Origin of the sequence: Blastomonas sp., assembly GCF_041747255.1 — a bacterium.
Classification (GTDB): Bacteria; Pseudomonadota; Alphaproteobacteria; order Sphingomonadales; family Sphingomonadaceae; genus Blastomonas.
Window position 1 is genome coordinate 1 of sequence record NZ_JBGTFM010000332.1, and the last position, 12944, is coordinate 12944.

Genomic DNA, 12944 nt, shown 5'->3' on the forward strand with positions numbered 1-12944 from the left:
GGCGGATCGCCGCATCGCCTTCGCTACGCGCGAAATGACACAGGTTCGCCGCGTAGATGGGTGACCCGAAGGCGGTCATATAGGCGCGCGGCAGCTGTGGCTGGCCACGAAGCAATGCACCAGCCATGCCCGGGGTGACCAGCCCGATATGGTCGAGCACATCCAGCCCAAGCTTTTTCCCGATGTCTGTCAGCAGCGCCGGACCCGCCATCGTCCGCGCAATCGCGCCGGGCGCGGCATTGCGGATGCACGCTGTAATGGCGCTGCGATAATCGGCCAGTCCACTGCCGTCGGCAGGCGCGCCCAGAATCGCGCCGTTCACGCCCTCGCCTGTCACCCTGATCTCCCCGCGCGCACTGACCAGCGGGGTTAACTCGCGAATGGCGGTGAGGCGGGTGATGGGCGGCAGCCTCAGCCGGCCGGGTGCGAAAACCAGCACATCGGCATCGACCCAGACCACCGCGTCGCAGCCCGCATCAAGGCAGCGCTGCATCCACAGGGTGCGGGCAAGATCGGTCAGCGGCCCGATCTGCGCGCCGCATTTTGCGCGGAACCAGTCGGGCACCGGATCGAAGAACCGGTCGGTGAACACATAGTCGTGGCCGTAGACACCAGCCCATTCGCGCACCGATTGCAGGCACATCTCGATCCAGCGCGGCCGCGCGTCCGCCTGATAGCCCTGCAATACCGTGCACCGCTGCCTGGTCATCACGCCCCACTTCGCATCAATGAAAAGCCTAGAACGCCCATACGAAAAAATCTATCGCTCGAACGATGATCAAGCCCCCGCTATCGCCCGACCGTTTCAATGAGGACGCTGCTACCTATACGGTGCGCGGTGCGGATACGCCCGACCTTGATGCCGGGGTCGCCGCGATCCGCACGACGCTCAAGACACTGCCCTCGCGCCCCGGTGTTTACCGGATGATCGATGCGCGCGGCGATGTGCTGTATGTCGGCAAGGCGCGCGCACTGCGCAACCGCGTGAGCAACTATACGCAGGTTGAACGGTTGCCGCGCCGCCTGCAGCGCATGGTCGCGCAGACCCGGTCGATGATGATCGTCACCACCAACAGCGAAGCCGAGGCGCTGCTGCTCGTGGCGCAGCTGATCAAGCGCTATCGCCCAGCCTACAACGTGCTGCTGCGCGACGACAAGAGCTTCCCCTATATCCTGCTGCGTGAGGATCACGACTTCCCGCGCATGTCCAAATATCGGGGTGCGCAGAAGTACAAGGGCCAGTATTTCGGCCCCTTCGCCAGCGCCGGATCGGTGACCAGCACCTTGAATTCGCTGCAGAAGCTATTTCTGCTGCGCTCGTGCTCGGACAGCTTCTTCGCCAACCGCTCGCGGCCCTGCCTGCTATACCAGATCAAGCGCTGCTCGGCGCCGTGTGTCGACCGGATCAGCAAGGATGATTATGCGGCGTTGGTCGCCGATGCCCGCGCCTTCCTCACCGGCAAATCGACCGATGTGCAGGCCAAGCTCGGCGTGAGGATGGAGGCGGCGGCGGCGGCGCTCGATTTCGAAAGCGCGGCAGCCTATCGCGACCGGCTCAAGGCGCTGACCTTCATTCAGGGCAGCCAGGCGGTTAACGCGCAAGGGATCGCCGATGCCGATGTGTTCGCGATGGCCAGCCAGGGCGGCACGGTGTGCATCCAGGCGTTTTTCATCCGCGCCGGGCAAAACTGGGGCCACCGCAGCTTCTTTCCGGCGCATGTGCAGGAGCTCGACGAGGCGGAAATTCTCACCAGCTTCCTGATGCAGTTTTACCAAGACATGCCGCCGCCGCGCCTGATCCTCACCGATCGCGCGCCATTCGAGTGCGATCTGGTGGTCGAGGCACTGTCCGCGAACATGTCGCACAAACTTGAGCTGCTGGTGCCGCAGCGCGGCGAGCGTAAAAGGCTGATCGAACAGGCGCAGCGCAACGCGCTCGAGGCGCTGCAGCGGCGCGTCGCGGAAAGCGCCAGCCAGGCAAGATATCTCGCCGAGATGGCCGAACTGTTCCGGCTCGATGGCCCGCCCGGTCGCATCGAGGTCTATGACAACAGCCATATCCAGGGCACCAACGCTTTAGGCGCAATGGTTGTCGCGGGGCCCGAGGGCTTCCGCAAGGCGGCGTATCGCAAATTCAACATCAAACGCGCCGAAACCGTGCCGGGCGATGACTATGCGATGATGCGCGAGGTGTTCGAACGCCGTTTCGCGCGCGCGCAGAGCGAGGACCCCGACCGCCGCGGCGGCGACTGGCCCGATCTGGTGCTGATCGACGGCGGCAAGGGCCAGTTGCACGCTGCGATGGAGGCGTTGCAGGGGCTGGGGATCGAGGACGTGGCGCTGGTCGGCGTCGCCAAGGGGCCGGATCGCAACGCGGGGCGCGAAACCTTCTTCATGCCCGATGGCCGCGAGTTCACCCTGCCAACCAACAGCCCGGTGCTGTTCTATCTCCAGCGGCTGCGCGACGAGGCGCACCGATTTGCCATCGGCGCGCATCGCGGCAAGCGCAAGGCAGCGATGACCAGCAGCCCGCTCGACGAGGTGCCCGGCATCGGTCCGGCGCGCAAGCGCGCGCTGCTGATGCACTTCGGCACCGCCAAAGCAGTGCGCAGCGCAAGCCTGGATGACCTGCAAAAGGCCCCCGGCGTGTCAAAGACGATGGCGCAGAGCATCTATGACTATTTCCGGGGGTGATTGCATTTCTATACCATTATGGTATAATTTCGACCCATGCAGTTCGAGTTCGATCCGGCGAAGAGCGCGCTGAACAAGAGAAAGCACGGTATTGATTTTGCCGAGGCTCAGGCACTCTGGGAAGATGACGATGCCATGATCATCTCGGCTCGCAGCGAAAGCGAAGAGCGCATTGCGTTGGTTGGTCGAATTGGTTCGAGAATTTGGGTGGCGTTTGTGACCATGCGAAGTGGAGTATATCGCATCATTTCAGTGCGTCGCGCGCGCAAATATGAAGTTGAGGATTATGAACGGCAAATCGGCAACAGCTGAAGAACTGGACCGCATGTTCGACGATGGCGAAGACATCAGCGAATATCTGGATTGGTCGACCGCACGTCGGTTGCATGAGCCCGCCAAGCGGGTCAATGTGGATTTTCCCGGAGACATTGTGTCGAAGCTGGATCGTGCAGCAAAGCGTCGCGGCGTCTCGCGTCAGGCATTGATCAAGATGTGGGTGGTCGAGCAACTTGATAACGAGGCCAAGCTCGACAACGCCGCTTGACCGCGCTTAACGCACTCAATGCCCGTCATCCGCACTCCCGCCATCGTCTGCACCGTGCGGAGGCATGGGGAGCATGGTGCGGTGGTGCGGGTGTTTACGCCTGATCATGGCCTGCAGGCGGGCTACGTGCGTGGCGGGCGCTCGACGGCGCTGCGACCGGTGCTGATGCCCGCCAATGTGGTGACGGCGGAGTTGCGTAGCCGGGTCAATGAGCAGCTCGCCAGCCTGACGGTCGAACTCGCTGCCAGTCGCGCGCCTTATTATACTGAGCCGCTCGCCGCTGCCGCGTTCGAGTGGGTAACATTGCTGACCGCAGCGGTGGCGCCCGAGGATCAACCTTTCCCGCGCCTCTATGCCGCATTGTCGGCGTTGCTCGATCTGGTGTGCGCCGCGCCATCGGCACGCTGGTGGGTGCGCGCGATGGTCGATTATGAGGCGCTGCTGCTCGCCGAACTGGGCTTCGGGCTTGACTTGACGCGCTGCGCGGTCACCGGGGGGCGCACCGATCTTGCCTATGTCAGCCCGCGCACGGCACGCGCAGTGTCCTTACATGCCGCCGGGGTCTATGCCGAAAAGCTGCTGCCACTGCCTGCCTTCATGACGACCGATGCCGAGCCCGACTGGGAGCAACTGCTGCAGGGCTTTGCGCTCACCGGCCATTTCATCGAGCGCCAGTTCTTTGCCGACCGGCGCGCCGATGTGCTCGCAGCGCGGGGGCTGATGATCGACCGGGTGAAAAGGATTGCCGTTTAAAGACGAAGGTTGCCTGACAGGTGCGCCGGCGGCTATGCGCGCGGCACGCATTGGAGGGCATCCGCGCATGAAAATAGCCATTCTACCCGGTGACGGCATCGGTACCGAGATCATGGCCGAGGCGGTGCGGGTTCTCGAAGCACTCGATCTGCCGGGCATGGAATTGCAAGATGGCCTTGTTGGCGCTGCGGCGTGGCGCGTCCATGGTCATCCGCTGCCACCAGAAACGCTCGCGCTGATGCACGAATGCGATGCGATCCTGTTCGGCGCGGTGGGCGATCCTGAATGCGATGCGCTGCCGCGTCACCTGCGGCCCGAGCAGGCGGTGCTGGGGATGCGCAAGGAGCTGGGGTTGTTTGCCAACCTGCGGCCCGCCAAGGTGTTTCCAGGGCTTGAGGATCGCTCCTCGCTGCGCGCAGAGGTGGCAGGCGCCATCGACTTGATGATCGTGCGCGAGCTCAATGGCGACGTCTATTTCGGCGACAAGGGCATGCGCACCACGGCGATTGGCGAGCGCGAAGGCTATGATATCATGTCGTATAGCGAAAGCGAGGTGCGTCGCATCGCGCATGTCGCGTTCCGCACCGCGCGGGGTCGCCGAGGGCAGCTGTGCTCGGTGGATAAGGCCAATGTGCTCGAAACCTCGCAGTTGTGGCGCGAAGTGATGATCGAGGTAGCGGCCGATTATCCTGATGTCACGCTCGACCATATGTATGTCGACAACGCCGCAATGCAGCTGGTGCGTGAACCGGGACGGTTTGATACGATTGTAACGGGAAACCTGTTTGGTGATATCTTGTCCGATCAGGCGAGCATGTGCGTCGGCTCGATCGGCCTGCTCGCGTCGGCCTCGCTCGGCACGCAGCAGACCGCGTCCGGCACCAAGGGGGCATATGAGCCAATCCACGGCAGCGCGCCTGATATCGCGGGCAAGGGGCTCGCCAATCCGGTGGCGATGATCCTGTCAGCGGCGATGATGTTGCGCCACAGCTTCGCGCTGGAGACCGAGGCGTTGCGGATCGAGACCGCAGTGGCGGACGCGCTCAATGCAGGCGCACTGGGCGGTGATCTGGGCGGCAACATGGGCACGCGGGCGATTGGCGATGCAGTGCTCGCGGCTTTGGGATAGTGATAACAAAGTAGCAAAGAACTTAAACATGAAAGACAGGGTATGAAGCGCAGAGCAGGACAAGACCCCGCGATTACCAGCCGCTGGCGGCCAGCCACGCGCGCGATCCGTGGCGGCACCGCGCGGAGCGAATTTGGCGAGACGTCCGAAGCTCTGTTCCTCACCTCGGGCTTTGCATACGATTGCGCCGAAGATGCCGCCGCACGCTTCAATGGCGAGCAGGACGGCATGACCTATTCGCGGCTGCAGAACCCGACGGTAGAGATGCTCGAACAGCGTATTTCGCTGATGGAGGGGGCAGAGGCCACGCGTTGCATGGCGAGCGGCATGGCGGCGATGACCGCAGCGTTGCTGTGCCAGCTGCAGCACAGCGACCATGTCGTGGCGGGCCGCGCATTGTTCGGATCGTGCCGCTGGCTGACCGATACGTTGCTGCCCAAATTTGGCATCGAGACGACGATCATCGATGGGCGCGAGACCGACCAGTGGCAAGCGGCGATCCGCCCCAATACCAAGGTGTTTTTCTTCGAAACCCCGGCCAACCCGACGATGGACATCATCGACATCAAGGCCGTTTGCGACATCGCGCGCGCGCATGGCATCGTGTCGGTGGTCGATAACGCCTTTGCCACCAACGTGCTGCAGCGGCCGATGGAATTTGGTGCTGACGTGGTCGCATACAGCGCGACCAAGATGATGGACGGGCAGGGGCGCGTGTTGGCGGGCGCGGTGTGCGGTAGCGACGATTTCATCAACAACACGCTGCTGCCCTTCACCCGCAACACCGGGCCGACGCTGAGTGCGTTCAACGCATGGGTGGTGCTGAAAGGCCTGGAAACGCTCGACCTGCGCATCCGCCGCCAGAGCGAAAATGCGCTGAAAGTCGCGCAGTTTCTCGAAGGGCGGATCGAGCGGGTCAATTATCCGGGGCTGCCCAGCCATCCACAGCACAACCTCGCCATGGCGCAGATGGAGGCGGCGGGACCGATCTTCTCGGTCTATCTCGGCGGCGGCAGGGCGCGCGCGCACGGCCTGCTCAACGCGCTGCAGCTGGTTGATATCTCAAACAACATCGGCGATTCGCGCTCGCTGATGACGCACCCCAGCTCGACCACGCATCATGGTCTAGGCGAGGAGGCGCGGCTCGCCGTCGGCATTACCGAAGACATGCTGCGGCTCAATGTCGGGCTCGAGGATGTCGATGATGTAATCGATGATCTTGATCATGCGCTGAAGGTGGTGGGGCATTAAGGGATTCAGGCTCGGGTAGCCTAGCACCGCAGCCATCGGCGCATTTGCCCCTCCACCATCCTTTTCGGATGGTCCCCCTCCCCGAGACAAGCTCGGGGAGGAATTAGGCAGCAAATCCTCCCACAGCTTGGCTGGGGGAGGGGGACCGTTTGCGCAGCAAATGGTGGAGGGGCCTTGCGCCGACGTTGGTGAAATAGGCCCTTGCTTCAGTGCTGCGCGCTGACACCTCGACGAGACACGCTCGAGGAGGATTTATGCGGATGCCCCCTTCCACGCGCTGCGATTACGCGCCATACTATCAGCATGGAGCGTTTCTTCCCTCATGCGGCGACATCGCACGGCATCACGGTGCGGGTTGCGGTCAGCTTTTTGCCTGATCGTTCGCGGGCGGATAGCGCGCGCTGGTTCTGGTCATATCACATCCGCATTGAAAACCATTCGGACCTCAATGTGCAGCTGCTCACCAGGCATTGGGTGATCACCGATGGTCGCGGCGGAATGCAGCAGATCGACGGGGAGGGCGTGGTTGGCGAACAGCCGGTGATCGCCCCCGGCAAGGCGCACGATTATGTCTCGGGCTGCCCGCTTGGCACGCCGACCGGGCGGATGGAGGGGGTTTACCGGATGCTGCGCAGCGACGGTGATGTGATCGCGGTCGAAATTCCGCACTTTCCGCTGGTCGCGCCTGCGGTTGCCGATTAGCCAACGCCTGAGATGAAGCGAACGCACCTTCCGCTTAACGGCCTGCGCGTGCTTGACGCTGCGGCACGGCACCTGAGCTTTACCCGCGCCGCCGATGAGCTGGCCGTGACGCCTGCCGCTGTCGGCCAGCAGATCCGCGCGCTTGAGGACATGCTGGGGGTGGTGCTGTTCCGCCGCACCCCCAAGGGGCTGGAGCTGACCGATGAGGCCGGGGCCGGGCTTGACGCATTGCGCAGTGGGTTTTTGCAGTTCGAAGAGGCGGTGCGGGCCATGCAGCAGGGCCAGTCGAGCTTTCGGCTGACCATCGCGGTGCCGCGCGATTTTGCCGCCAAATGGCTGCATCACCGGTTGATCGGCTATGCGGCTGACAACCCGGATATCCGCTACACGCTCGTCTCGGGCGACAGCGACATCGACTTTACCGAAGCGAACCTCGATTGCGCGATCCGGCTGGGTGATGGCCCCGGCGATCTTGAGGGTGCGATGATCGGCCCGCAGCGGTTTGTCACCGTTGCCGCGCCGGGATACGCGGGTGATGCGCGCATATCATGGCCGGGGTGCAGCAGCGACCAGACGGCAGACTGTGAGGGTACCGACACCGGCACCGTGATGCAGGTGGCCGATGCCGGGCTGGGCATCGATGCGGCGATCGCCGGCTTTGGGAGCGTCTCTGCGCCATGGCTGCTGGCCGAGCGCGACATCGCCGAAGGGCGGCTGGTGGCGCTGGGCGAAGCGCGTCCCGCGCGCCGCGCGTTCTGGATTGTCGCTCCGACCCCGCAATGGCGCCAGAAAAAGGTCAAGGCGCTGGTTGCCGCGCTGACCCAGCCGTGAGTGCCCTTCCGGTCCTTGTCAGCGACCGGCTGGTGCTGCGTCAGGTGCGCATCGACGATGCCGATGCCCTGTTCGGCGTGTTGTCCGATAGCGAGCTGATGCGGTGGTGGTCATCAGGCCCGCACCGCTCGGTCGATGAAACCCGTGCGTATCTTGAACCGGCGGCGAACGGCGACTGGCGCTGCTGGGCAATTACGCTGGCGGGCAATGATGAGGCGCTGGGCTGGGTCAACGCGCATCACCGTCGGGCGAATGTGGTTGAGATCGGCTATATTCTGGCACGCGCGTGCTGGGGCCGGGGCATTGCCCGCGAGGCGGTGGCGATGCTGCTGGACCAGGTGTTGATCGCCGAGGGTGAGCGCCGGGTGTTTGCTGACGTTGATCCCGAAAACACCCAGTCTATTGCGTTGCTGAGCAAAATCGGTTTCCAGCTGGAAGGACGGCTGCGCGCCGAATGGGAGACGCACATTGGCGTGCGCGACAGCCTGATCTATGGCCTGCTGCGCGATGAGTGGGCGCAGCGCACCGGGGTGACGCAGGACCTTGGGGCGTGAGGGCACTGCGCGTCGCCGCTGCCGCGCTTGTCACCGCGCTGCTCGGCGCGACACCGGCACTGGCGGGCACGCCCTATCCGCAGAACTATATCTGCCCGCTGGGCGGCGAGGAATTCACGCTCGAATCGACCATGAGCTATTCGACCTGGGGTCAGCGGCCCGACGGCAAGCCGTTTGGCAGCTGGATTACGCCCTTCCCGCTGCCGCAATGCCCGTCCAACCGGCTGATCATGTTCGATGACTTCACCCAGGCCGAGCTTACGGCGCTCGAGCGTTTGATTGCTGATCCAGCGTATCTGCAGATCGTCAACGCCCAGCCGTTATACTACGCGGCGTTCTGGCTTGCGGAGCGCTTGCAGCGACCGGTCGAGCAACGTGCCAACCTGCTGATGCAGGCGGTCTGGCAGTCCGAAGTGCCCAGCGACGCGCGCGAGACGATGCTGCGCCGCTTCGCTATCTTTGTCGATGCCGAACTGGCAGACGATACGTCTGCAGCGGCGCTGGGCATCCGTGCATTTGGTGCCAACGCCTATCGTGAACTGGGCGAGTTCGAGACCGCGCAGGCCCGTCTGCTTGCCGTCCGCGCGCTGCTCGCCGATGGCGCGAACAAGGCCATCGATGCCGAGACCCGCGAAGGGGTGACCGATTATCTCGACCGGCTCGAACCGGTGATCGCGCGCCGCGACACTGCGCTGGAGCCGCTCGATTTCGTGCCGGAGGAGCGCGCGATCTCGCAATGCGTGATCTATCGCGCGCGGCTGACGGAATGGGAGCGCGATTTCTGCAACGCCCCGCAACGCGCAGCGCGGGTTAACGAGGAAATGCAAACGTTTAAAGGCGGGCAGCAGGGTCTTGATCCCCGCTAAACGCAGGCGTCAATCGCGCGTTTGCTCCAGCTGATCGAGCAACCGCGTCATCAGGTCGGTGAATTGCTGCTGGTTGATGTCCGCCGCGCTGTTGTTCCACAGCCCGGCAACTATGAACCGGCGTCCTGCTTTGCTGTGCGCGACGAAGCTCATCGCCATCACGCCGGGTTCCGACCCGCCCTTTTAGCCCAGATACGCCCAGCGTCGGGCGTTGTCGGGGGCGATGCCGGGGTTGTTCTTCAGGATGGCGCGGGTGACCGGGTGCGCATCGCGTTCCAGTATCGCCAGCAGGCGGGCAATGTCTTCGGGACTGGCAAACCATTCGATGGTGTCGATCTGGTTGGGGCCGCCGGTGTAGACGGAGAGGTCGAGATTGGGCAACGACAGCCGGCCTTGCGCGCCGGCGATGATCGCTGCCTGCTCGCGCTCCGACCCCCCGAGAAACGCATCGCGCAGATCGGCATTGCCGGGCATTTTAAGCCCGGTGACCTGCTGGGTGGTCAGCAGCGGAGACAGTTCGCCGGGGTTGCTGTGCCCGCTCGCCCGAACGATGCGCGCCAGCCGATCCTGCCCGAGCAGCGCGATCAATGTGTCGGTGGCGCTGTTGTCGCTGATCGAGACCATCAGCGTGGCCAGCGTCTGCAGCGTCATCGGGGCATCGTCGGGCCACGTCTGAGTGATTCCCGAGGGGTGCGACTTCTGGCTGAGCGCGATCACATCGTCCCAACGCCGCTCGCCCGCGCGCACTGCCCGGTCAACCTCGGCGAGCACATAGAGCTTGAAGGCTGACGCAATGGCAAAGCGTTCATCCGCGCGGTTTTGGGTGACCGGTCTGCTGCCCTGCGCGGTGAGTTCGTGCACGGTGAAGCCTGCGTGCCCCGGCAGCGCCTTGATCTCGGCAGCGACCGCATCCAGGCTGTCCACCGCAGCGCGCGACCCGGTGATGAACAGCCCCGACAGTCGCCCCTCGCGCGCGCCGATGGTGAAGGTGACCACCGCCTGCTCAAAGCGGATGTCGATGCTAGCGGCGCGCGCATCGGTGGGCCGCACCGCCTCCACCGACAGAGCCTCGCCGAACTGCGCCTTCAAGCCATCAATAACGGTCTTGAGCTGGGCGGGGGGCACCGCCGCGATGAAGTCAGGCGTAAATGTCGTCGCGGGGTCGCCCGTGCCCTGCAGCACGGCCAGCACCTTCTGCGCTGCCTCATCGAAGATCGCGCGCTCGGCTGCCGGAGGTGTTGGCTGGGCAATCGAAGAGGTGGGCATCAGCAATACAGCGCACACAGCAAGCCAGCATTTCGGTAAACGCCGGAATCGAGGGTAGCGCAGTGCAATCTCGCCCTGGACTCCGGCTTTCGCCGAAGAACATGCGGTGTCACGCATCGATCGCTTCACGGTCGACCTGTGCGGCATGATCCTGGATGAAATTGAACCGGTGCTCGGGGTTCTTGCCCATCAGCCGCTCGACCAGATCCTTGACCATCGCCCGGTCTTCATAATTTGGCGGCAGGGTGACGCGCAGCAGCGACCGGGTCTTGCGGTCCATCGTGGTTTCGCGCAGCTGGCCTGCGTTCATTTCGCCCAGCCCCTTGAAGCGGCTGACTTCGACCTTCTTGCCTTTGAGGATCGTCGATTCCAGCTCATCACGGTGCGCATCGTCGCGCGCATACCAGCTCTTGGCACCGACCACGAGCCGGTAGAGCGGCGGCTGCGCCAGATACAGGTGCCCTGCGCGGACGATTTCGGGCATTTCCTGAAAGAAGAACGTCATCAGCAAGGTCGCGATATGCGCGCCGTCGACATCGGCATCGGTCATGATGATGATCCGGTCATAGCGCAGTTGAGCCGGGTCGCAGGTCTTGCGCGTTCCGCAACCCAAAGCCAGCGACAGATCGGCGATTTCCTGATTGGCGAAAATCTTGGCGCTGTTGGCCGAGGCGACGTTCAATATCTTGCCACGGATCGGCAAAATCGCCTGCGTCTTGCGGTCGCGCGCCTGTTTGGCAGATCCGCCCGCGCTGTCGCCCTCGACGATGAAGATTTCGGTCTCCGCACCCTCGACCCCGGTGCCGTCGTTGCTGCAATCGGTGAGCTTGCCGGGCAGCCGCAACTTGCGCGCACTGGTCGCGGTCTTGCGCTTGACCTCGCGCTCGGCCTTGCGCTTGAGCCGCTCGTCCATCCGCTCCATAAGCAAGCCGAGCAGCGCCTTGCCGCGCTCCATATTGTCGGAGAGGAAATGATCGACATGATCGCGCACGGCGATCTCGACCAGCCGCGCCGCCTCGGGTGACGTCAGCCGGTCCTTGGTCTGGCTCTGAAACTGGGGTTCGCGGATGAACACCGAGAGCATCAGCTCGCATCCGGTCATCACATCGTCGGCGGTCAGCCCGGCGGCCTTCTTGTTGCCGATCAGGTCACCAAAGCCGCGCAATCCTTTGAGCAGTGCGGTGCGCAGCCCCGCCTCATGCGTGCCGCCATCGGGGGTGGGGATGGTGTTGCAGTAATAGCTGTAACTGCCATCGCTCCACAGCGGCCAGGCGACCGCCCATTCGACGCGCCCGCGCTCCTCTGGAAAATCCTGCCGTCCCGCGAAGAAATCGGTGGTGGCGCATTCGCGGCCGTTCAGCTGTTCGCGCAGATGATCGGCAAGGCCACCGGGGAACTGGAACACCGCCTCCTGCGGCACCTTGTCATCGGCCAGCTCAACATCGCATTTCCAGCGGATCTCGACCCCGGCGTACAGATACGCCTTCGAGCGGGCGAGCGCGAACAGTCGCGCGGGCTTGAATTTTGCCCCGCTGCCAAAAATCTCCTCATCGGGTACAAAGCTGATCGTTGTGCCGCGCCTGTTGGGGGCCGCGCCGATCTTCTCCAGCGGCCCCAGCGGGCTCCCACGTGAATAGCGCTGCGCGTACAATTCCTTGCCCCGCGCGACCTCAACCAGCAGCTCGCTCGACAGCGCATTGACCACCGATACGCCCACGCCATGCAGGCCGCCGCTGGTCGCATAGGCCTTGTCAGAAAACTTGCCGCCCGAATGCAGCGTGGTTAGGATCACTTCAAGCGCCGATTTGTCGGGGAACTTGGGGTGCGGATCAACCGGGATGCCGCGGCCATTGTCGGAGATGCTCAAGTGGTTGCCCGCCTTCAGCACCACCTCGATACGGCTGGCATGGCCCGCAACCGCTTCATCCATGCTGTTGTCGAGCACTTCGGCGGCCAGATGATGCAGCGCGCGCTCATCGGTGCCGCCGATGTACATGCCCGGCCTGCGCCGCACCGGTTCCAGCCCTTCAAGCACCTCGATGGACGACGCGTTGTAGGTCTCGGGCGGCTGTTCAGGCGCCTGCTTGCCGAAAAGATCGCTGCTCATGCGCTGGCTATACGCAAGGCTGGATCAGCCTGACAAGCAGCGCATCGGCAAAGCCGTTGATAACTTGAGGCTTGCGCGCCAGCCTTAGCGCACCCGGGGTCCGCCAAACGGCATCGGCGGGGGCGGGCGTCGGGTGCCGCGCGGCAGCTGCGCCTGATAGGCGCGACCGCAATGGTCCACGCAATAAGGAAAGCCAGGATTCACCGCCTCACCGCAGAAATGGAAATCGGGCTCGCCCGGGTGACCC

At 63.8% G+C, this 12944-nt stretch carries 15 protein-coding genes; 10 read left to right on the forward strand and 5 right to left on the reverse strand.

Annotation, left to right across the window (positions count from 1 at the left end):
• The coding region (locus ACEW8G_RS11275) for a hypothetical protein (protein ID WP_373488515.1) at window positions 1-709 on the reverse strand (709 nt) is incomplete at its 3' end.
• 65 nt (window positions 710-774) lie between these two features.
• Between ACEW8G_RS11275 and uvrC the strand changes: the two genes are divergently transcribed.
• From uvrC to ACEW8G_RS11325, 10 genes are all read left to right on the forward strand, one after another.
• Complete coding sequence (uvrC, locus tag ACEW8G_RS11280; RefSeq protein ID WP_373488516.1) at window positions 775-2694, forward strand: excinuclease ABC subunit UvrC; 1920 nt, start codon at window positions 775-777, stop codon at window positions 2692-2694.
• A 36-nt stretch (window positions 2695-2730) separates the two neighbouring features.
• Window positions 2731-3006, forward strand: coding sequence for a BrnT family toxin (locus ACEW8G_RS11285; RefSeq protein ID WP_373488517.1), 276 nt, complete (start codon window positions 2731-2733; stop codon window positions 3004-3006).
• On the forward strand, window positions 2981-3238 hold the full coding sequence (gene brnA / locus ACEW8G_RS11290) for a type II toxin-antitoxin system BrnA family antitoxin (RefSeq protein ID WP_373488518.1): 258 nt from the start codon (window positions 2981-2983) through the stop codon (window positions 3236-3238). The genes ACEW8G_RS11285 and brnA overlap by 26 nt, the downstream gene beginning before the upstream one ends.
• Before the next feature lie 18 nt (window positions 3239-3256).
• On the forward strand, window positions 3257-3991 hold the full coding sequence (gene recO, locus ACEW8G_RS11295) for a DNA repair protein RecO (protein WP_373488519.1): 735 nt from the start codon (window positions 3257-3259) through the stop codon (window positions 3989-3991).
• Window positions 3992-4058: 67 nt separating this feature from the next.
• Complete coding sequence (leuB, locus tag ACEW8G_RS11300; RefSeq protein ID WP_373488520.1) at window positions 4059-5120, forward strand: 3-isopropylmalate dehydrogenase; 1062 nt, start codon at window positions 4059-4061, stop codon at window positions 5118-5120.
• A 42-nt stretch (window positions 5121-5162) separates the two neighbouring features.
• Window positions 5163-6371: a PLP-dependent aspartate aminotransferase family protein gene (locus ACEW8G_RS11305; RefSeq protein WP_373488521.1), complete on the forward strand. Its 1209-nt coding sequence runs from the start codon at window positions 5163-5165 to the stop codon at window positions 6369-6371.
• 303 nt (window positions 6372-6674) lie between these two features.
• On the forward strand, window positions 6675-7073 hold the full coding sequence (apaG, locus tag ACEW8G_RS11310) for a Co2+/Mg2+ efflux protein ApaG (RefSeq protein ID WP_373488522.1): 399 nt from the start codon (window positions 6675-6677) through the stop codon (window positions 7071-7073).
• A gap of 12 nt (window positions 7074-7085) precedes the next feature.
• Window positions 7086-7904: a LysR family transcriptional regulator gene (locus ACEW8G_RS11315; RefSeq protein WP_373488523.1), complete on the forward strand. Its 819-nt coding sequence runs from the start codon at window positions 7086-7088 to the stop codon at window positions 7902-7904.
• Window positions 7901-8458, forward strand: coding sequence for a GNAT family N-acetyltransferase (locus tag ACEW8G_RS11320; RefSeq protein WP_373488524.1), 558 nt, complete (start codon window positions 7901-7903; stop codon window positions 8456-8458). The genes ACEW8G_RS11315 and ACEW8G_RS11320 overlap by 4 nt, the downstream gene beginning before the upstream one ends.
• Window positions 8455-9324 (forward strand): hypothetical protein, encoded by an 870-nt coding sequence (locus tag ACEW8G_RS11325; RefSeq protein WP_373488525.1) that lies wholly within the window; start codon window positions 8455-8457, stop codon window positions 9322-9324. Before ACEW8G_RS11320 ends, ACEW8G_RS11325 begins: the two co-directional genes overlap by 4 nt.
• 9 nt (window positions 9325-9333) lie before the next feature.
• On the opposite strand, the gene ACEW8G_RS11330 is transcribed toward ACEW8G_RS11325, so the two are convergent.
• From ACEW8G_RS11330 to ACEW8G_RS11345, 4 genes are all read right to left on the reverse strand, one after another.
• Window positions 9334-9486 (reverse strand): hypothetical protein, encoded by a 153-nt coding sequence (locus tag ACEW8G_RS11330; RefSeq protein ID WP_373488526.1) that lies wholly within the window; start codon window positions 9484-9486, stop codon window positions 9334-9336.
• Window positions 9487-9507: 21 nt separating this feature from the next.
• On the reverse strand, window positions 9508-10590 hold the full coding sequence (locus ACEW8G_RS11335; protein ID WP_373488527.1) for a serine hydrolase: 1083 nt from the start codon (window positions 10588-10590) through the stop codon (window positions 9508-9510).
• Window positions 10591-10699: 109 nt separating this feature from the next.
• Window positions 10700-12697, reverse strand: a complete 1998-nt coding sequence (gene parE, locus ACEW8G_RS11340) for a DNA topoisomerase IV subunit B (RefSeq protein WP_373488528.1) — start codon at window positions 12695-12697, stop codon at window positions 10700-10702.
• An 84-nt stretch (window positions 12698-12781) separates the two neighbouring features.
• The coding region (locus ACEW8G_RS11345) for a GcrA family cell cycle regulator (RefSeq protein ID WP_373488529.1) at window positions 12782-12944 on the reverse strand (163 nt) is incomplete at its 5' end.

Coding starts and splice junctions, on each gene's coding strand:
- brnA (WP_373488518.1), top strand. CDS start 2,981: ATGAACGGCAAATCGGCAACAGCTGAAGAACTGGACCGCATGTTCGAC.
- parE (WP_373488528.1), bottom strand. CDS start 12,697: ATGAGCAGCGATCTTTTCGGCAAGCAGGCGCCTGAACAGCCGCCCGAG.
- ACEW8G_RS11285 (WP_373488517.1), top strand. CDS start 2,731: ATGCAGTTCGAGTTCGATCCGGCGAAGAGCGCGCTGAACAAGAGAAAG.
- recO (WP_373488519.1), top strand. CDS start 3,257: ATGCCCGTCATCCGCACTCCCGCCATCGTCTGCACCGTGCGGAGGCAT.
- ACEW8G_RS11315 (WP_373488523.1), top strand. CDS start 7,086: ATGAAGCGAACGCACCTTCCGCTTAACGGCCTGCGCGTGCTTGACGCT.
- uvrC (WP_373488516.1), top strand. CDS start 775: ATGATCAAGCCCCCGCTATCGCCCGACCGTTTCAATGAGGACGCTGCT.
- ACEW8G_RS11335 (WP_373488527.1), bottom strand. CDS start 10,590: ATGCCCACCTCTTCGATTGCCCAGCCAACACCTCCGGCAGCCGAGCGC.
- ACEW8G_RS11305 (WP_373488521.1), top strand. CDS start 5,163: ATGAAGCGCAGAGCAGGACAAGACCCCGCGATTACCAGCCGCTGGCGG.
- leuB (WP_373488520.1), top strand. CDS start 4,059: ATGAAAATAGCCATTCTACCCGGTGACGGCATCGGTACCGAGATCATG.
- apaG (WP_373488522.1), top strand. CDS start 6,675: ATGGAGCGTTTCTTCCCTCATGCGGCGACATCGCACGGCATCACGGTG.